Below are 18,287 nucleotides of genomic sequence, written 5' to 3'. Positions count from 1 at the left end.
TGAATGGAGTCATCCCAAGCAAGCGGTGAAAGGACCATCATGAAAGTCGCGATCGTCACGGGCGCCAGTTCCGGCATCGGCAGGAGCGCCGCGATCGAGCTCGCCAGGCGCGGCGCCGGCGTCGTCCTCACCTACGGCGGCAACGCCCAGGGCGGGCTCGACACCGTCGCCGCCATCGAGAAGGAGGGCGGCACCGCCGTCGCGCTGCCGCTCGACCTCGGCGACACGAGCACCTTCCCGGCCTTCCGGGAGAGCGTGGCCGCCGCGCTGCGCGAGACGTGGGGGCGCGGGACGTTCGACGCCCTGGTGAACAACGCCGGTCAGGCCGAGGCGGCGCTGTTCGAGGACACCACCGAGGAGATGTTCGACCGGCTGACGCGGGTCCTGCTCAAGGGCCCGTACTTCCTGACCCAGCAGCTGCTGCCCCTGCTCGCCGACGGCGGCGCGATCGTCAACACCGGCAGCAGCTCGACGGCGACGGCCGGGCTCGAGCCCGGCTACTCGGTCTACGGCTCGATGAAGGGCGGCATCGACGTGCTGACCCGCTACATGGCCAAGGAGTTCAGCGCGCGCGGCATCAGGGTCAACTGCGTCTCCCCCGGCCCGACCCGTACCCGGCTCGGCGGCGACGCCTTCAGCCGCTTCCCCGAGCTGGCCGCGCCGCTCGCCGCGCGTACGGCTCTGGGCCGGATCGGCGAGCCCGACGACGTCGGCGCCATGATCGCCGCCCTGGCCTCCGATGAGGGGCGCTGGGTCACCGCGCAGGTCCTGGAGGTGTCGGGCGGCTTCAACCTCTAGTAGACGCGGTACTTCTTGCCGCAGTTGTCGAACTTCCCGGCCCAGCAGGTGAAGGTGTAGACCTTCTCGATCCCGTGCCCGCTCCACGTGCCGACGACCTTGCCGTCCCACGCCTTGTTGAACTTCGTCCAGTGACCGTTCTGGTAGACCTCGAACCAGACCCAGCCCTTCTTGCCGCCGCGCTTGTCCACGCCGTACCACTTCGTGAACACCTTGCCGTGCGACTTCCAGGTCTTGCCGAACGTGTACGCCTTGTGGTCGCTGGAGAAGAACTTGCCCCAGGACGTCCCGGTCGAGTGCGCGGTCTGAGTGGCGGCCTGGGCCGGAGCGCTCATCGCGAGGCCGGTGACGGCCATCGAACCGGCAAGGGCGGCGATCGCCAGGGTCTTACGCATTTCGGGTTCCTCCCCGTCGTCGGTGTTCTTCGTTGACAGGGACATTACGGAGACCTGCGCGGATCAACTGTGGAGGAATCCACACAGCGCGTGTGATCGGCGCCACATGCCTTTTCCGGCTGGTCAGGGACGTTGGGCACGGACGAGGACGTCCCCGGCGCCGGTGCGGTAGTACAGCACCGACCGCCCGGCACGGCGGCGGCGGACCAGGCGGGCGTCGAGGAGCACCTTGAGGTGGCGGCCCACCGACCCCAGCCCCTGCCCGGTCAGCGCGACGAGCTGGGTGGTGCTCTTCGGGGTGGCGAGCAGCACGAGGACGGCGGCGCGGGCGGGCCCGAGCAGCCGCCCGAGCGCCTCGGGCACCGGCTCGCCGTCGGGCTCGGCGAGGACACCCGAGCACGGGTAGATGACGGCGTACGTGTGCGGCTCGTCCCACGTCACCCAGGCGCCACCTGGAGTGACGGGGACGAACAGCAGCCGCGCCCCTGACCGGATCGTCCTGGGCGGCCGATCGTGGGCGTTGATCCGCAACCGTCCGTCGCCCAGCCACCGCATCCCCGGCCGCAGGTCGGCCAGTGCGGCGGCCCAGCCGCCCTGCCCGAGCTGGGCGGTACGGGCCACGATGTCCGCCTCCATGACCCGGCGCCGCCGCGCCCACTCAGGCTCGACGGCCCGCGCCCACACCCACTGCAGCAGGCCGGCCATGCGCTCGGCCAGGTCGGTCCGGTCCAGCGCGGCCGGCAGCATGCCGTTCACCGCCACGGCCACGTCCGCCCTGGCGACATCGGGCGGGGTCCCACGCACGACCGCCAGCTCCTCGGCGAACGTCCGCGCCTCGGTGCTCGGGGGCGGGGCGCAGAAGTCCGCCATCCACGGCTGCTCGAGCGCACACCGTACGAGGAGTGCCGTGACGGGATCGAGCCGCTCGCGATAGGCGGGCAGATGCTCGGCCAGCCACCGCCGCGCCGCCGGGTGCGTCGCCCGCCCCGAGGTGAGCAGGCACAGGCTCGCCACGGTCTCGGCCAGCGGCGACACCACGAACCTGCCGCCCACCAACGTGTCAGCGTCAAGCTGCCACCACCCCACCACTCCACCTCCCCGACCGGACACGCGACCGCCCTACGTTTCGCCGCCCCGCGAAACTGTAACGCTCGCGCGGGCGGGGGCCGCAGGCTGCGCGGCATGCGTACTTATCGAGAACTGTTGCGCGCACCCCAGTTCGCGCCGCTGTTCGTGGCGACGTCCGCGCACGTGGCGGCCTCGACGGTGAGCGGGCTGGCGCTGGGCGTGCTGGTCTACGGGGCGACGCGGTCGCCGCTGCTGGCCGCGCTGAGCATGTTCGGCCCGTCGCTGGCGCAGGTGGCCGGCGCGGCGGCGCTGCTGTCGGCCGCCGACCGGCTGCCCCCGAGGGCCGCGCTGAGCGGGATCGCCCTGGTGTTCGGCGTGGGCACGGCGGTGCTGGCCGTCCCAGGGCTGCCGGTCGGGGCGGTGTTCGCGGTCGTGCTGGGGCTCGGGCTGGTCGCGTCGCTGAACGGCGGCGTGCGGTGGGGGCTGCTCAACGAGATCCTGCCGCGCGAGGGCTACCTGCTGGGCCGCTCGACGATGAACATGACGGCCGGTCTCCTGCAGATCTGCGGGTACGCGGCCGGCGGCGTGCTGGTGGCCGCCCTGTCGCCGCGCGGCGCGCTGCTGGCCGGGGCCGCGCTGTACCTGGCGGAGGCGGCGGTCACCCGGTGGGGGCTCAGTGCCAGGCCGCCACGGGGCACGGGCCGTCCGTCGGTGACCGCGACCTGGCGGGCGAACGCGCGGCTGTGGTCGTCGGTGCCCCGCCGGTACGTGTTCCTCGCCCTGTGGGTGCCGAACGGGCTGATCGTCGGCTGCGAGTCGCTGTTCGTCCCCTATGCGCCTGACCACGCCGGGCTGCTGTTCGCGGTCGCGGCGGCGGGCATGCTGGCGGGCGACGTCCTGGCCGGTCGTTTCGTCCCCGCCCGGTGGCGTGCCAGGCTCGGCGCCCCCATGCGCCTCCTGCTGGCCGCCCCTTATCTGGTCTTCGCGTTCCGTCCGGGCCTCACGGTTGCGGCGCTCGCGGTGGGCGTGGCATCGGTGGGGTACGCCGCGAGCCTCCTGCTCCAGGAGCGCCTGATGGCCCTGACCCCGGAGGAGCTGAGCGGCCACGCCCTCGGCCTGCACTCCTCGGGCACCCTCGCCATGCAGGGCGTCGGCGCCGCACTGGCGGGCGCGATCGCCCAGGTCACCTCGGCGGAGACGGCCATGGCGGCGATGGCGGTGGTGTCGGTGGCGGTCACCCTGGCCCTGGCCGGCGGCCTCCGTCCGGCCCCTGCGAGCCTCGCGGCAGGGTGAGGGTCATGGTGGTGCCGCCCGCCGGCGGGGTGGTCGCGGTGAGGGTGCCGCCGTGGAGTCGGGCGTTCTCGGCGGCGATGGCCAGACCGAGGCCGCTGCCCTCGCTGCGGCCGCGCGCCGAGTCGCCCTTGGTGAAGCGGTCGAAGACGTGCGGCAGGAGGCCGGCCGGGATGCCGGGGCCGTCGTCGGTGACGATGACGGCCACCCGGTCGGGAGCCGGCTCGACCCGTACGGTCACCGACACGCCGGGCCCGCCGTGCCGCAGCGCGTTGCCGACGAGGTTGGCGAGGACGACGTCCACCCGGCGCGGGTCGAGCCGCACCCGCAGCCCGGCCGGCAGGTCGGTGCGGACCCGCCCGTCCCAGTGCCGCAGCGCCAGCGTCTTGCCGATCAGCTCGCCCAGGTCCACCTCGTCGAGGTGCAGCACGGCCGCGCCCGCGTCGAAGCGGGAGACCTCGATGAGGTCCTCGATGAGGCGGGTGAGCTTGCGGGTCTCGTCGGAGACCAGGTGCAGCGCCTCGGCGGTGACCGGCGGCAGCCGTCCCGAGGCGGCGTCGGCGTCGAGCACGCCGGTCACCGCCGACATGGCGGCCAGCGGCGTACGCAGCTCGTGCGAGACGTCGGCGGCGAAGCGACGGGCCCGCTCCTCCATCGCGCGCAGCGTGGCGGCGTCGGCCTGGAGCGTGGCCGCCATGCCGTTGAACGCCCGCCCCAGGTCGGCCAGCTCGTCGTCGCCGGTGACCGTGACGCGCGTGTCGAGCCCTCCCGCCGACATCCGTTCCGTGGCGGTACGCAGCCGGCGCACCGGCCGCAGCAACCGGCGGGCGGCGAGCAGCGCGGGGATGATCGAGGCCAGCGCGACGGGCACGGCGGCGGCACGGGCGGCGGCGGCCAAACCCTCGACGTCCTGCTGCTGGGAGGCCAGCGACATGGAGGCGTAGACGGTGAGCGGCGGCGGACCCTGAGGCCGGCCCGCCGCGGTGACCGGGACGGCGACGGCCAGCCACGGCGTCTCCCCGTGGTGGAACCGCTGGGCCAGCACGGTCGCCGCCGTCGCCGCCTCGGCCCGCAGCGGCGCGGGCAGCGGCGGCGCCTCCCGCCCTGCGGCGACGAGCGCCCCGCCCCGGTACGACAGCGCCGTACGCCACCCGCGCGCCCCCGCCGCCCGGTCGAGCTGCACCGCCAGCGTCCGCAGATCCGCCGCCCTCGGATCGGCCGGCAGGTCGGGCACCCGCGAGGCCAGGTGGGCACGCAGCTCCTGCACCAGGTCGGCCTGGGCGCGCTCGGCGATCGCGTCCCGGCCCTGCCGGTACGTCACGGCGGCGGCGGTCACCGCGCTGAGCGCCGAGACCAGCAGGAACGCCAGTACGAGCTGAGCGCGCAGGCCACGAGCGAGCCGCGGGCGGATCACAGCGGCCCGAACCGGTAGCCGAACCCGCGTACCGTCTGGATGTAGCGGGGGCTGCGCGAATCGTCCTCGATCTTGGCCCGCAGCCGCATCACGCACGCGTCCACCAGCCGGTAGTCGCCGTGGAAGGCGTGCTCCCACACCTGTTCGAGCAGCTGCTGGCGGCTGAAGGTCTGCTCGGGCGCGGCCGACAGGAACAGCAGCAGCTTCAGCTCCGTCGGCGCCAGCGCCACCTCGGCGCCGTGCTTGAGCACCCGCAGCGCCACCCGGTCGATGAGCAGGTCGCCGTGCTCGGAGCGGGCGTTGCCGGTCACGGCCTGCGTCGTACGCCGCAGCACCGCCCGCATCCTGGCCTCGATCACCTCGGTGCTGGCCGGCTTGATCACGTAGTCGTCGGCGCCGGCCTCCAGGCCCACCACCACGTCCACGTCGTCATCACGGGCCGACAGGATCACGATCGGCACCTGGCTGAACGCCCGGATCCGCCGGCACGTCTCCAGGCCGCTCATGCCGGGCAGCATGAGGTCGAGCAGCACGATGTCGGGCGCGCTCGCGACCAGCTCGGCCAGCCCGTCCTCCCCGGTGCCGACCAGCAGCGTCTCGTGCCCCTGGTGCCGCAGCCCGAGCCCCACACCCCGCCGCACGGCCGGGTCGTCCTCGATCACCAGCACCCGCGTCACAACGCTCCTCCCACCGCGCCGTTCCCGATCACCAGCACCCGCGTCACAACGCTCCTCCCGCCGCGCCGTTCCCGATCGCCAGGACGCGTGTCACGACGTCCGCCTTTCGCCGGCCGGGACCGCCGTGCCGTTCTCGGCGCATCGGACCTCCCACGGCCGGTCTCCCATGCCGGGCTCGTACACCTCGACGACGGGGTCACCGCCGGCGGCGGCCGTGCAGACGAGCTGGCTCACCGCCAGGTGCGGCAGGTCGCGTACCAGCCACGGCAGCCGCAGCTCCACCCGGCCGCCGGACGTCCTGGCACGGACCTGCCCGTTCGTGGCGGGCACCTGGGAGGCCAGGCCGCGCGCCCGCTCGTCGGCGGTGGGGCCGGCGAGCAGCGCGTCCATCGCCTCCTGCACGCCACCGCCGGATGCCGCCGGACGCGACACCGGCCACGTGCCCTCGGTGGTGACGAAGTAGATCCGCAGGAGCTGGCCGCTCTTCCCGGTCAGCCCGCCCTGGACCGGCTCGCCCGCGGGGCGCACTCCGGTGCCGGTGATCCCGCAGCCGGCCGCCAGCGCCGCCGCCGCGACGACGGCCGCGAGGCGGACGGGCGTTCGCGGCATGTGTTCCCCTTTCATCCTTCGAGTCTGCTCACGTCGACGGTCCCCGCGCCGGGCTCCGGCTGAGGGATCGCTGCCCACACCGCCGCCCCGGCCGTGACGGCGGCGACCAGTGCCGCCCAACCGCGGCGGCCGGTGGTCCAGCGGGCGCGCCGGCGTACCGGATCCTCGGCGGCGGCCTTCGACACTACTGCAGCCGCCAGGGACAGCCCGGCCGCGACCGCCGTCCAGACCCAGCCGTCCAGCCAGCTCTGGCGGGGCAGCAGCAGGTAGATCGGCCAGTGCCACAGGTACAGGCTGTAGGACAGCTCGCCGAGCCGGCGCGGAACGGCACTGCCGACCGCCCGGCCCACCGGCCCGTCCGGCGCTCCGGCCAGCAGGACGATCAGCACCGCGCAGGCGAGCGAGTGAGCGAACATGCCGCCCTGGAACAGCCCGGGCGCCTGCTCCCCCGCCGTCACGACCCACGCGACGGCCAGCCCGCCGACCAGCAGTGCGCACGCCACGTCCGCCGCCCTGCGCGGCAGGCGGGCGACGGCCTCGCGGACGGGCGCGGTCGCGGCGGCGGCGCCCAGCAGGAGGGCGAAGGCGCGGGTGTCGGTGCCCTCGTACGCACGCGTGGTGTCCACGGCCGCCCCGAACGTGACCATGAGCAGGAGCGACCCGAGCGCACCGGCGAGCGCGACCACCGCGACCCGCCACCGCCCCTTCCCCAGCAGCACCACGACCAGCGGCCAGACCAGGTAGAACTGCCACTCGACGGCGATGCTCCAAAGGTGCGCGAACGGCCGGGTGTCCGAGGCGTTCCAGTACCCGATCTGCTCGCCGATGTAGTGCCAGTTGACCACCTGCGCCAGCGCCCACGGCGTGTCCTGCTGCACGGCGTTGAGCAGGTCGAGGCGTCCCACCGCCCAGGTGAGCAGCGGGACGACCACCACCAGAACACCCAGCGCGGGCAGCAACCGCCGGGCCCGCCGCTCCAAGAACACCCCCGGCCGGGGCCGCCCGGCCTCCTGCAGCAGCAACCCCGTGATGAGGAATCCGGACAGCACGAAGAACAGGTCCACACCGAGAAACCCGCCACCCAGATGCCCGGCATGAAACAGCAGCACGGCCACCACCGCGAACCCCCGCAGCCCATCCAACGCACCGATGTGCGCCCGGCGCGCGATCTGCGCGGGATGAGAGGCGCCTGCGCCGCCGTGGGCGCGATGAGAGACGTCCGCGGCGGTGTGCCGGCGGCCGGAGGCGGGCGCGTCTTCAAAGGCGGGCGCGTCTCCAGAGACGGGCGCGTCCCCAGAGACGGGCGCGTCTTCAAAGGCGGGCCCGCCATCACGTGCCTTGTAGGGCATCAGCTGCAGCCGAGCTTGGTGAAGCGGTCGTCGCCGGTCCACGCCCCGGTGGCCCACTCGGCGGGTGCGGCCGGGGTGAAGCCGGCCAGCTCGCCGAGGTGCTTGGCGAACCAGGTGGCGAACGCGGCCGAGCCCTGCTGGCAGGAGTGGATGCCGTCCTTGGAGCGCTGGGCCTCGGCGGCGGCGTGGTCGGTGCCCCACAGCTCGGACGCGTCCAGGAAGCGGGCGTTGGTGCCGTCGGCGGCCTTGGCTGCCATCTTGGGGGCGCTCTTGATGGACGCGGCGTGCGGCTGGAAGAACTCGTCGATCTTGAACGGCGGTGCCGACACCAGCACCAGCCGCGCCCCGGCGTCCCCGGCCGTCTTGGCGAGCTTCCGGTAGGCGGTCAGCTGCTCGCGGGCGGTGCCCCAGTCGTACGTGGTGATCTGGTACGCGATCACGGTCGGCCGGAACGACGAGATGTGCTCCTTGAGCGCCTTCCACGTGTCGCGGGCCGCCTTGGTGGTGACCGGGTGATCGCCGGCGACGAGATTGCCGCCGCCGTCGGACGTGGCGTTCTCGACCGTCACACCGGCGGCCTCCAGCGCCGCCTGCACGGCGGGAGCCTGCGCACCGGCGATGGAGTCGCCCATCCAGAGCACCCGTACGCCGGTCCGGGAGGCGCCGGGTTGGGTGGCGGTGCTCTCGGCCCGGTCGTCGGCCCGGTCGACGGCCCGGTCGTCGGCTGAGGAGGAGGCGCCGCAGCCCCCGAGTGCGGCGCCGGCGACCACGGCGAGGGCCAGACGTGCGAAGAGGTGAGAAGTGAGATCCATGGCCCTCAGGCAAACAGACGGATCACCGGCCGGGCCGCGTTGTCATCGTTCCATCACATAACGCGTGATCCGCCGTCACTTATGACAGACTCCGGCACCATGAGCGGTTTCGATCATGTCCGGCTCCGGCTCGACCGCGTCCGCGCAGCGGTGGGCGAGATCGACCCGGTGTTCCTGGACACGCCGGCCATGCCCTGCCTGTCGCTCGGCCGGGCGCTCGGCTGCTCGATGACGCTGAAGGTGGAGACGCTCAACCCGGTCCGCAGCTTCAAGGGCCGCGGCACCGAGACGGTCGCCGCGGCGGCGGCGAGGGCGGGGGCGTCCCGGATGGTGTGCGCGAGCGCCGGCAACCTCGGCCAGGCCCTCGCCTACAGCGCCGCCCGCCGCGGCCTGGACGTCACCGTCGTCGCCGCCACCACCGCCAACCCGCTCAAACTCGCCCAGATCACGGCGCTCGGCGCCGACCTGCGGCTCACCGGCCAGGACATCGAGGACGCCAGGCTGCTCGCCCGCGAGATCGCCGACGCCGGGGACGCGTACTGGGTCGAGGACAGCCTCGACCTCGCCACCTGCGAGGGCGCCGCCACGATCGGCCTCGAACTCGTCCGCGACGACCCGGACCTCGACGTCGTCCTCGTGGCGCTCGGCGGCGGCGCGCTGGCCGGCGGCGTGGGGTACACGGTGCACGCCCTCGCCCCCGGCGCCGAGGTGATCGGCGTCCAGCCGTCCGGCGCGCCCGCGATGTCCCTGTCGTGGCGGCGCGGGACGGTCGTCGAGACCGACCGCATCGACACGATCGCCGACGGCGTCGCCGGCCGCTGCCCGATCCCCGAGGTGCTGGACGACCTGCTCGTGGTCATGGACGACGTGCTGCTCGTGAGCGAGGACGCGATCAAGGCAGGCATGCGAGCCCTGTACGAACACGCCGGCCTCGTCGCCGAACCCTCGGCCGCCCTCGGCATCGCTGCCCTCCTCGACCACCCGGCCCGCTTCACCGGCCGCCGCGTCACCACCGTCATCTGCGGCAGCAACACCTCCCCCACCGACTTCGCCCGCTGGGTCCTCGAACCGGCCGCGAACACCTTTCGCTAGTGGGCCTGTCGGGACGCTCACAGGATGTCTCGCCGCAACGGGGCCGCGACGGCGATGGCAGCCGCGATCACGGCATAGCCGACCAGGAGGCCACCACCGGCCGGCGCGGACAGCAGCCGGGCCGCCGAGGTACCGGTCTGACTGGCCACGGCATCCGCCAGATAAGTGAAGCCGGTCAGCGCGGCGGTGGCGCCGCCCGGGAGATAGGGATAGAGCACTTTGATTCCCGGGACGAGCATCAACACGGTCTCGATCATGTAGAAGTAGGCACCGACGGCGACGAGAGCGGTCACCTGGTTGCGAAGCAGAGCACCCACCGCGGCGCCCAGCAGAGTGTAGACGGCCATGGTCAGCGCGATGCGGGCCAACAAGGCCACGACCATGACGGTCGGAAGAGCGAGCGTGATGCCCTTGAGCATGGCCACCCCGAACAGAGCGCCGCCGGCCACGGCCGCGGCGATCGCGCCGTAGGCGAGCCCAGCCCCCGTGTAGACCCCCAGCTTGGCCACCAGCCAGGTCCAGCGTCTGGGAGCGAACAAGGTCGTGGTGGTGATGGTCCGGTGCCGATACTCCGAGGACACCGCGATGGTGCCCAGCAGGGCGGGGGCGAAGACGGTGAGGCCGAGCAGGCCCAGCAGCACGTGGGTGCCTTGGGCGGTGTCCAGCCCGGGCAGCGGAGGGGTGAAGTTCTCCGGCCCGACAAGGGCGAGCAGGCCCACGAGTGCTCCGCTGCCGAGCGCGGCCAGCAGACCCCACAGCCAGAGCCTGCTGCTGGTCAGGCGCGTCCATTCGGCGGCGAGGAGCGCGGTCATCGGGAACCTCCGGTGAGGTGCAGGAACGCCTGTTCGAGAGTGGGGCGTTCGGGGGTGATCTCCTGCAGGGTGACGGCGTGGGAGGCGGCTGCGGTGGCGACCTCTGCGGCGCTCAGGCCGTGGATGCGCAGGAGGTCGGGTTGCGGATGTTCCACTCGGGTCCCGCGCTCCATCAGCCTGGCGGCGAGCAGGTCAGCTTGCGGGGAGCGGACCAGCACGACGGCTGTGCCGTACAAGCCGGTGATGGGTCCTGTGGTGACCAGCCGGCCGTCGCGGATCACCACCACATGGTCGGCCATGTGCTCGATCTCGCCGAGCACATGGCTGGAGATGAGGATGGTGCGGCCTTCGGCGGCCAGTTCGCGGACGAAGTGCCGCAGCCAGGCGATGCCTTCAGGGTCCAGGCCGTTGCTCGGTTCGTCCAGCAGCAGCACCGGGGGATCGCCGAGCAGCGCGGTGGCCAGGCTGAGGCGTTGCCGCATGCCGGTGGACAGGGTACGCGTGGGGCGATCGGCGAAGGCCGACACCCCGGTCACGTCGGCGACCTGCTTGACCCGGGACGCGCTGTACCGGCCCATGCGGGCGTAGACCCGCAGGTGGTCGCGGGCGGTGTGGGCGGGGTGGAAGCCCGCGCTGTCCAGCACGGCTCCAACGGTGGCCGACGGGCGGGGCAGGTTCGCGTAGCGGCTGCCGCCGAACGTGGCGGTGCCGGAGGTCGGCGTGACCAGGCCCAGCATCATCCGCATGGTGGTGGTCTTGCCGGCGCCGTTCGGCCCCAGGAATCCGGTGACGTTCCCCGCTCCGGCCTCGAAACTGAGGTCGGTGACGGCGGCTACCGGCCCGAACGCCTTGGTCAGGCCATGTACCTCGATGTTCATGCCATCACCGCGATCAGCCGGCGCTGAAGCTGTTCGGCGTCCGGAACACTGAGGATCAACTCGTCGTGGCCCGGCACCCGGTTCTTCAGGACGATCCGCAGGCCGGTGACCTCTCGTCGGGCGGCGACCAGACGCTTGACGCCGGTCAGGGACGTCCAGGTGCCGACCTTGATGACGCCGGAGACGAGCAGGCCGTAGTGCGTGCCCGTGGCGGCCGCGAGCGGCCGGTCGAGCAGGTGCACCTCGGCGATCTCCGCCAGCGGAACATTCACCGCGCTGGTCCTGGTGAACAGCCGTGTCCACGGGGCGAAGCCGATGGTCAGCGTCTCCTGGTGAATCTCTACCTGGAGCATGATGTGTCCTCCATAACTATCTGTTCTATTAGTTGTATATCAGATAGAGTGTCGGCATCAACGTCCATTCCGTGAACAAGGCCTACGCCCTGCTACGACAGCAGGGCGTCATCCGGATCAACCGCGAGAGCGGCGCGGCCGTACGGCGCGATGCCGGCACCGGCCCGCCCGAGGCACCCTTCATCGACGACTGGGAGGAACGCATGCGCGTGCTGCTGGCAGAAGCCACCGTCCACGGCATCGACCGGCAGGATGTGCTGGGCCGGTGCGAGGCTCTGCCGATCGCTTTCGAGGAGAGCGTGTGATCCCGCTCCTCGGCGCCGACCTGATCCTCATCGCACTGGTCACGTCCCTCATGCTGGCGCTCCCGGCGCTGGCCAGGCCCACACTGCCGTTCGGAGTACGCGTCGGCATCCAGCGGGTGGGCGATCCCGCCATCACCACTGCGCGGCGGTTCTACGCTCGCATGACCGGCCTGGTGGCCGCACTCGCCGCAGCGGTCTCGATCCTTGGACTGCTGATCACCGGATCCGCCGTCGCGATCGGCATCGCCACGACGGTGGTGATCGTCGTGGACCTGCTGTTGTTCTACCGCGCTCATCGCATGGTGCGCGCCGCCAAGCTCGCCGGCCGGTGGGCGGCCGAGCGGCGTCAGGGCGTCACCGTGGACACCACCTTCCGCACCGACCCGGTCCGCGTGCCGTGGGTGTGGGGGTTGCCCGCTCTGTCCGTGCTGCTGCTCACCGCGGCCATCGGCTGGGCACGCTACGGCGGGCTGCCCGCCACGCTGCCGCCATTTCTCGGGTACGGCACAGCCTCCTCCCAGCGTGCACCCACAACCGTGCTGAACGCCTTCCAACCGGTGATCTACCAGGTCGTCATCACCGTGACGGTCCTGGCCACAGTCCTGGCCGCGCTACGCGCCCGCCCCGACCTCGATGCCGCCAGACCCCGAGGTTCAGCCCGCCGCTACCGCATCTACCTGCGCGGTATCGCGGTGATGTCGTTGCTGTCCGCGGCCTGTCTGAACCTGGCTCTGTTCTTCGCGGCCCTGCAGCTGTGGGAGATCGTCACCCCCGCGATCGCCTGGCAGGTGGCCGTCCATGTCCCGCTCATCGTGCTGCTGGGCGGCTGGCTGATATGGGAGATCAAGGTGGGCCAGGCCGGGCACCGGCTCCCCGCTCTGCCAGGTGAGGAACTGGAGGACACCGGAGCCGGCCAGCGCGACGACGACCGCCACTGGTTCCTCGCCGGCACCGTCTACGTCAACCGCCGCGACCCGGCTCTGCTCGTGCACGCCCGTCTCGGCTCCTCCTCATGGACCCTCAATCTCGGCCATCCGATCGCCTGGCTCCTGCTCGGTGTCCTCGCCGTCGCCTTGATCGTGTTGGCGGGACTGGCGCTGGCGGGCGTCGTCGACCTGCCGGAGAAGCACAGTCTCTTCCGATGATTCGCCGGTCCGGGCCTCCCTGCTGACGGGTGTCGTCGTTGCGGTCGACGCCCGCGCGCAGCAGCGCGTCGATCGCGGCTGGTGACACGGACCCGAGCGGGGGGTCATGGACGCCGTATGCGAGAACTCCATTCTCATCCGGGTGGTCGTCCACGTCAGCGGCGCAGCCACTCCTCCAGTAGGGCGGCCTCGGCCTTGGTGAGCGTGGACAGGGTTGGCAGCAGGGTGCGGAAGGTGGTCACCACGCCGGCCGGGTCGTCGGCGGGGGCGGGCTCGTCGGTGAGGATGGCGGCGGCGACGGCGCCGAAGGCGGCGTCGGACAGACGGGGGTCGCTGTGCTCGGAGGGCAGGCTCAGCAACGTGTGCACGGTGCCGACGCCGGCCGCGTGGATGAGGTTGACGGCGCGTTCCTCGCTCACCTTGAGGCGGCCGGCGACGGCTATGGCGTGCACCCGCTCGGCCAGCACCCGCAGGCCCTCCGCCTGGGCCGGGGTGTCGCGCGGGCGGCTGAGCAGCAGCTTGAAGACGTGGGGGTTGGCCAGGCCGAAGCCGATCTGGGTGTCCCATCCGGCGCGCAGGTCGGCCACCGGGTCACCGGTGGGCGCGGCGGCCTGCTTGCCCGCCACGTGCTCGGCGAAGACGTGCTCGGCGGCTGCGTCCAGCAGGGCTTCCTTGTCGGGGAAGAAGCGGTAGAGGGCGGGCGGTTGCAGCCCGGCCTCCTGCGCGACGCGGCGGGTGGTCACCGCTTGCGGCCCGTGGTCGCGCAGCAGGCCGGCCGCCGTCGTCACGATGCGGTCGCGGGTGAGGTCTCGCCGCTGCTGGGTCTGCGCCATGCGAGCGATGATATCCGTACCACTGTTGTTGCCAATGGAAATATCAGTGTTAACGTTGTTCTCGTTCCACTGGAAACAGCCAGAACGGGAGTCCCCCATGCTGATCGTCACGGGAGCCACCGGCCGCCTCGGGTCGAAGATCGTCAACCGCCTGCTGGAGCGCGTACCCGCGGAAAGGGTCGGGGTGAGCGTGCGGGACGTGCGCAAGGCCGCCGGCCTGGCCGCGCGGGGCGTACGCGTCCGGGCGGGCGACTTCACCGACCCCGCCACCCTTGAGCACGCGTTCGAGGGCGCCGAGCGCGTCCTGGTGATCTCCGCCGCCATCCGCGGCGACGCCGCCACGGCCGCCAACCTCGCCGCCGTCGACGCCGCCCGCGCCGCGGGCGTGCGGCGCATCCTCTACACCAGCCACCAGGCCGCCTCCCCCGGCTCGCTCTTCCCGCCGCAGAAGGTGCACGCGGCCACCGAGGAGCACCTGAAGCGGCAGGACGTCCCCTTCACCGCCCTGCGCAACGGCTTCTACGCCTCCACCCTCGGCCCCTACATCGAGACGGCCCTCGAGACCGGCACGCTCGCCGTGCCGCAGGACGGCCCGGTGTCGTGGACCGCCCACGACGACCTGGCCGAGGCCGCCGTCCTCGCCCTGACCGAGGCCGGCGCGTTCGACGGCATCACCCCGCCGCTGACCGCCCCGCACACGCTGGACTTCGCCGACGTCGCCGCCATCGTCACCCGCATCACCGGCCGGCGCATCGAGCGCGTCGTCGTGGACGACGAGGAGTGGATGGCGGCGAGCGGGCTGCCCCGGCCGGTGGCGGAGTTCATGCTGACCATGTTCACGGCGTCCCGGAAGGGCGAGTTCGACGTGACCAGCCCGGCGCTGGAGACCGCGATCGGCCATCCGGCGACGTCCGTCGAGGAGGCGTTGCGGGCCGCCTTGAACTCCCGCTGATCCCGGAAGCGCCGAGCGCGTGGCCCTGAGGCGGCCTCGATCTTCCCGGCGGTCCGGTCTCGATCGAGGTGGGGGTCGCCGCTCCACGCCGTCCGGCCAGAACATTCCGTGGGGAATTCGGCGCCGTCTTCGACGTCACCCTTGACGACATCGCCGTCGAGGCCTGCTTCCCCGCCGACGACCACACCGCCCGCTTCTTCCCGGGCAGGAGCCGCGGCACCCTCGGAATGAGAGTCCGCTCATATCGTTGCGAGACCGCTCGTGCCCGGTGAACGCCGACGTCATACAGGTGGGGGGATGGCGAGGGCCGTAGCGTGTCTCGTCGGCTCAGGCCGGCGCCGGCAGGTCGATGCGAGCGAGTTTTTCCGGGTCGATTTCGACCGAGATGGCGGTGATGCGGCCGTCGGTGACGGTGAAGGCCAGCAGCGACAGCGGGGTGCCGTCCTCGTGCCGGGCCACCACGCCCGGCAGGCCGTTGACGAGCACCTCCTGGCTCGGGCCGACGCCTGCGGCCAGGCGGAGGCGGGCGCCGTTGGCCACCGCGGTGGCGCCGAGGACGACGACCGGGCCGCCGGGGGTGCCCACCGTCAGCTTCACGTCGGGGTCGAGGACGCGGAGCAGGCCCTCGAAGTCGCCGTCGCGCGCCGCCGCCAGGAAGGCCTCGACCACCACGCGCTGCTCACGTCCCGTGGCAGCGGGCCGCTCGGACGACTGCACCTTCCTGCGGGCCCGGCTGGCGAGCATCTTGGCGGCGGCGGTGGACTTGCCGAGGATCTGGCCGATCTCGTCGAACGGCACCGCGAACAGGTCGTGCAGCACGAACGCCAGCCGTTCGCCCGGCGTGAGCGTGGCCAGCACGACGAGGAGGGCGAGCCCCACCGAGTCGGCGAGCGCCACGTCGTCCTCCGGTACGGCGCCGTCGTCCACCACCACGGGCGCCGGGCCGTCGAGGAAGGTCTCGGGGTGGGACTGGCGCGAGCGCAGGACGTCCAGGCTGATGCGCCCGACCACGGTGGTCAGCCAGCCGGCGAGGTTGTGGATGGCCGCCGCGTCCTGGCGGGAGAGCCGCAGCCACGCCTCCTGGACCACGTCCTCGGCGTCGGCGTGCGAGCCCAGCATGCGGTACGCGACCGCGTGCAGCCGGTCGCGCTGCGCCTCGAACGTCTCGGCCGGCGCCGGGCTGATGTGGGACATGTTGTTACCTTCCTCGGATCCGCTCCGTCATGGGGATGACGAGCCCGGAAGGGCACAGGTAACCGATGAAGGAGCAAGAGCCATGCAAGCACGTATGAACCGGACGCCGAACCAGGACGTGACCACCGCCGTTCAGCACCTCTACAAGGCCGTCCACTCGGGCGGCGCCGATGCGCGGGTGCTGGAGCTGGTGCACCTGCGGGCCAGCCAGATCAACGGCTGCAGCCCCTGCGTGTACGCCGGGGTCGCGTCGGCGAAGAAGACCGGGGAGACCGACGAGCGCCTGCACAGCGTGGCGGCCTGGCGCGAGACGCCGTTCTTCACCGACGCCGAGCGGGCGGCGCTGGCGCTCGCCGAGGCGGCGACCCGCATCCAGGACGGCGCGCCCGGTGTGACCGACGAGATCTGGGACGCCGCCGCCGCGCACTTCGACGAGGATCAGCTGTCGTCGATCATCTTGCACATCGCCCTGACCAACTTCTTCAACCTGATCAACCACACGGTTCGGGAGCAGGCGGGCAAGACCTGGTGAACGGGTAGAAACCTGCGCCGCCGCCTCCGCCCCGAAGATCGTTCAGTACTAATCTGACGGCTATGGCGAGATTTGTGCTGTACATGGAGTTCAAGAACGAGGATGACCGCTTGAGAGTGCGCCCGGCGCATCGTGAGCATCTGCAGGCGCTGTTCGACCAGGGCCGGTTGATCACCGCGGGGCCGTGGGCCGACGACAAGGGTGCGATGCACATCTATGAGGTCGCGGACGAGGCGGAACTCCGGGAGATCTTGGACGATGACCCGTACACGGCGGTGGACGCGTACGACATCGCGCTGCTGAAGGAGTGGACCCCGATCCTCGGGTGACGGGCGGCGTTCTTCGTGTCAGGGCCGGACGCCCGGCCCTGACACGCGGACCTTCACAAGGAAGGGCGAGACCGGTCAAATGGCCCTGACGAAACACGCGCTTCCAGTACCATTCCGCCATGCGTAAAATGATCATGGCGGTGGTGACGGCCGCGGCCATCACCGCGGTCATCCCGTTGGCCCAGGGCACCGCTCATGCCGACCCTGTGCCGAGCGACTGCCACAGCGGCATCTACTACCAGAAGTACAAGACCTGGGCCAGCTGCAACAGTGGCTCCGGATACGTGCGGGCGGTGGCCAAGTGCCCCACCGGCACCACGTACGGCCCGTGGGTCGTCGTCTCCTCGGGCATCTCGGGACAGTCCGTCGCCACCTGCTCCGGCAACCGCAACGCGACCGGCCACTCCTACCAGATCAAGAAGTACTGACACTTCCCGATCGCAACGATCCCAGCCCGGGTACAGGCCGTGAGCTCCGTACCCGGGCCTCGGCGCGAGGTGACGAGCATGGGCATCCCCCGTCCTTGGAGTTTGACCGATATCTCCGACCAATCTGACCGCATCGTGGTCGTGACCGGCGCCAACAGCGGCATCGGGTACGTCACCGCGCGCGAGCTGAGCCGCCGTGGCGCGCACGTCGTGCTGGCCTGCCGCGATCCCGAACGCGGGAAGGACGCGCTCGGGCGGATGCGGGACGAGGTGCCCGACGCGCGGCTTGAGCTGCGCTCGCTCGACCTCGCGAGCCTGGAGTCCGTACGTGCCTTCGCCGCCTCGTGGGATCACGACCGGCTCGACCTGCTGGTCAACAACGCGGGGATCGCGATGGTGCCGTACGCGCGGACCGCCGACGGGTTCGAGTCGCAGTTCGGCGTCAACCATCTGGGGCCGTTCGCGCTGACCGGGCTGCTCCTGCCGCGCCTGCTCGCCGCGCCCGCCGCGCGGGTGGTCTCCGTCGGGAGCATGGCGCACCGGTTCGCCCGCTTCGACCTGGGCAACCTCAACGCGGAACACTCCTACCGCTCGGCCTTCCACTACGGGCGCACCAAGCGCGCGGTCCTCTACTTCGCCATGGAGCTCCAGCGCCGGGCCGAGGCCGCCGGGCTGCGGCTGCGCAGCATGGCCGTCGAGCCCGGCTTCACCAGGACGAACGTCATGACGGGCGGCGCCAACAGCGCACGCAGCCGGCTCTATCTGGCCGCCATGCGCCTGGCCGAGCGCGCCGCCTTCCGCCCCGCGCCGGATGGTGCCAAGACCTCCCTGTACGCGGCCACCGTCCCCGACCTGCCCGGCGGCTCGTACATCGTGCCCGACGGCCCCCTGCAGATCCGCGGCGAACCCACCCGGCGCACCCGCGAGCGCGCCCTGTACGACACCGCCACGGCCGCCCGCCTCTGGGACCTGTCGGAACGCCTCACGGGCGTCACCTACGACCTCCCCTCGTGAACGGCTTG

General features: G+C 72.1%; 22 protein-coding genes. 10 read left to right on the top strand and 12 right to left on the bottom strand.

The annotated features are described in order from the left end of the window. Window positions 1-39: 39 nt before the first annotated feature. Window positions 40-798, top strand: coding sequence for an SDR family oxidoreductase (locus tag AB0K18_RS03780; RefSeq protein WP_364909360.1), 759 nt, complete (start codon window positions 40-42; stop codon window positions 796-798). On the opposite strand, the gene AB0K18_RS03775 is transcribed toward AB0K18_RS03780, so the two are convergent. Beyond that, window positions 795-1,193, bottom strand: coding sequence for a hypothetical protein (locus tag AB0K18_RS03775; protein ID WP_364909357.1), 399 nt, complete (start codon window positions 1,191-1,193; stop codon window positions 795-797). The two genes, AB0K18_RS03780 and AB0K18_RS03775, sit on opposite strands and share 4 nt — an antisense overlap. 123 nt (window positions 1,194-1,316) lie before the next feature. Then, window positions 1,317-2,279 carry a transcriptional regulator gene (locus AB0K18_RS03770; protein ID WP_364909354.1) on the bottom strand — a complete coding sequence of 321 codons (963 nt, stop codon included), beginning with the start codon at window positions 2,277-2,279 and terminating at the stop codon, window positions 1,317-1,319. 96 nt (window positions 2,280-2,375) lie between these two features. On the opposite strand from AB0K18_RS03770, the gene AB0K18_RS03765 reads away from it, so the two are divergent. After that, window positions 2,376-3,554 carry an MFS transporter gene (locus AB0K18_RS03765; RefSeq protein ID WP_364909352.1) on the top strand — a complete coding sequence of 393 codons (1,179 nt, stop codon included), beginning with the start codon at window positions 2,376-2,378 and terminating at the stop codon, window positions 3,552-3,554. Here the strand turns inward: AB0K18_RS03765 and AB0K18_RS03760 are convergent. From AB0K18_RS03760 to AB0K18_RS03740, 5 genes are all read right to left on the bottom strand, one after another. After that, complete coding sequence (locus AB0K18_RS03760) at window positions 3,496-4,965, bottom strand: HAMP domain-containing sensor histidine kinase (protein WP_364909349.1); 1,470 nt, start codon at window positions 4,963-4,965, stop codon at window positions 3,496-3,498. The genes AB0K18_RS03765 and AB0K18_RS03760 overlap by 59 nt on opposite strands. Continuing rightward, window positions 4,962-5,642, bottom strand: a complete 681-nt coding sequence (locus tag AB0K18_RS03755; protein ID WP_364909346.1) for a response regulator transcription factor — start codon at window positions 5,640-5,642, stop codon at window positions 4,962-4,964. Before AB0K18_RS03755 ends, AB0K18_RS03760 begins: the two co-directional genes overlap by 4 nt. A gap of 90 nt (window positions 5,643-5,732) precedes the next feature. Then, on the bottom strand, window positions 5,733-6,251 hold the full coding sequence (locus AB0K18_RS03750) for a hypothetical protein (RefSeq protein WP_364909343.1): 519 nt from the start codon (window positions 6,249-6,251) through the stop codon (window positions 5,733-5,735). An 11-nt stretch (window positions 6,252-6,262) separates the two neighbouring features. Next, window positions 6,263-7,393: an acyltransferase gene (locus tag AB0K18_RS03745; protein WP_364909340.1), complete on the bottom strand. Its 1,131-nt coding sequence runs from the start codon at window positions 7,391-7,393 to the stop codon at window positions 6,263-6,265. Window positions 7,394-7,599: 206 nt separating this feature from the next. Further along, complete coding sequence (locus AB0K18_RS03740) at window positions 7,600-8,412, bottom strand: SGNH/GDSL hydrolase family protein (RefSeq protein WP_364909337.1); 813 nt, start codon at window positions 8,410-8,412, stop codon at window positions 7,600-7,602. A 99-nt stretch (window positions 8,413-8,511) separates the two neighbouring features. Between AB0K18_RS03740 and AB0K18_RS03735 the strand changes: the two genes are divergently transcribed. Continuing rightward, entirely contained in the window at window positions 8,512-9,504 is a 993-nt protein-coding gene (locus AB0K18_RS03735) for a pyridoxal-phosphate dependent enzyme (protein ID WP_364909335.1), read from the top strand. A 17-nt stretch (window positions 9,505-9,521) separates the two neighbouring features. On the opposite strand, the gene AB0K18_RS03730 is transcribed toward AB0K18_RS03735, so the two are convergent. From AB0K18_RS03730 to AB0K18_RS03720, 3 genes are read right to left on the bottom strand one after another with little or no spacing between them, the layout of a single operon-like run. Beyond that, on the bottom strand, window positions 9,522-10,316 hold the full coding sequence (locus AB0K18_RS03730; protein WP_364909332.1) for an ABC transporter permease: 795 nt from the start codon (window positions 10,314-10,316) through the stop codon (window positions 9,522-9,524). Continuing rightward, window positions 10,313-11,194, bottom strand: a complete 882-nt coding sequence (locus tag AB0K18_RS03725; protein ID WP_364909329.1) for an ATP-binding cassette domain-containing protein — start codon at window positions 11,192-11,194, stop codon at window positions 10,313-10,315. Before AB0K18_RS03725 ends, AB0K18_RS03730 begins: the two co-directional genes overlap by 4 nt. Next, window positions 11,191-11,547 (bottom strand): hypothetical protein, encoded by a 357-nt coding sequence (locus tag AB0K18_RS03720; protein ID WP_364909326.1) that lies wholly within the window; start codon window positions 11,545-11,547, stop codon window positions 11,191-11,193. Before AB0K18_RS03720 ends, AB0K18_RS03725 begins: the two co-directional genes overlap by 4 nt. Before the next feature lie 71 nt (window positions 11,548-11,618). On the opposite strand from AB0K18_RS03720, the gene AB0K18_RS03715 reads away from it, so the two are divergent. Both AB0K18_RS03715 and AB0K18_RS03710 read left to right on the top strand, forming a co-directional pair. Beyond that, the gene (locus AB0K18_RS03715; protein ID WP_364909323.1) at window positions 11,619-11,852 is read left to right on the top strand and encodes a hypothetical protein; all 234 of its coding nucleotides are present in this window, start codon (window positions 11,619-11,621) and stop codon (window positions 11,850-11,852) included. Then, entirely contained in the window at window positions 11,849-12,997 is a 1,149-nt protein-coding gene (locus tag AB0K18_RS03710; protein ID WP_364909321.1) for a hypothetical protein, read from the top strand. Before AB0K18_RS03715 ends, AB0K18_RS03710 begins: the two co-directional genes overlap by 4 nt. Before the next feature lie 155 nt (window positions 12,998-13,152). On the opposite strand, the gene AB0K18_RS03705 is transcribed toward AB0K18_RS03710, so the two are convergent. Further along, window positions 13,153-13,830: a TetR/AcrR family transcriptional regulator gene (locus tag AB0K18_RS03705; protein ID WP_364909318.1), complete on the bottom strand. Its 678-nt coding sequence runs from the start codon at window positions 13,828-13,830 to the stop codon at window positions 13,153-13,155. Window positions 13,831-13,927: 97 nt separating this feature from the next. Here AB0K18_RS03705 and AB0K18_RS03700 point away from each other — a divergent pair, with 97 nt between their 5' ends. Then, window positions 13,928-14,782, top strand: coding sequence for an SDR family oxidoreductase (locus tag AB0K18_RS03700; RefSeq protein ID WP_364909315.1), 855 nt, complete (start codon window positions 13,928-13,930; stop codon window positions 14,780-14,782). Between the two features lie 327 nt (window positions 14,783-15,109). Here the strand turns inward: AB0K18_RS03700 and AB0K18_RS03695 are convergent, their stop codons facing one another. Further along, a complete protein-coding gene (locus tag AB0K18_RS03695) occupies window positions 15,110-15,976 on the bottom strand; it encodes a sigma-70 family RNA polymerase sigma factor (protein WP_364909312.1) in 867 nt (288 codons plus the stop codon). Window positions 15,977-16,058: 82 nt separating this feature from the next. Here AB0K18_RS03695 and AB0K18_RS03690 point away from each other — a divergent pair, with 82 nt between their 5' ends. From AB0K18_RS03690 to AB0K18_RS03675, 4 genes are all read left to right on the top strand, one after another. Continuing rightward, entirely contained in the window at window positions 16,059-16,508 is a 450-nt protein-coding gene (locus tag AB0K18_RS03690; protein WP_364909309.1) for a carboxymuconolactone decarboxylase family protein, read from the top strand. A gap of 62 nt (window positions 16,509-16,570) precedes the next feature. Further along, entirely contained in the window at window positions 16,571-16,837 is a 267-nt protein-coding gene (locus tag AB0K18_RS03685) for a YciI family protein (protein ID WP_364909307.1), read from the top strand. Window positions 16,838-16,956: 119 nt separating this feature from the next. After that, window positions 16,957-17,265: a hypothetical protein gene (locus AB0K18_RS03680; protein WP_364909304.1), complete on the top strand. Its 309-nt coding sequence runs from the start codon at window positions 16,957-16,959 to the stop codon at window positions 17,263-17,265. 102 nt (window positions 17,266-17,367) lie between these two features. Next, entirely contained in the window at window positions 17,368-18,279 is a 912-nt protein-coding gene (locus AB0K18_RS03675) for an oxidoreductase (RefSeq protein WP_364909301.1), read from the top strand. Window positions 18,280-18,287 lie beyond the last annotated feature (8 nt).

This window comes from Nonomuraea sp. NPDC049421 (genome assembly GCF_040677005.1).
In the GTDB taxonomy this organism is placed as follows: domain Bacteria; phylum Actinomycetota; class Actinomycetes; order Streptosporangiales; family Streptosporangiaceae; genus Nonomuraea; species Nonomuraea salmonea.
The sequence above is the reverse complement of the archived record's forward strand: the minus strand, read 5'-3'. Positions and strand labels throughout refer to the sequence as shown.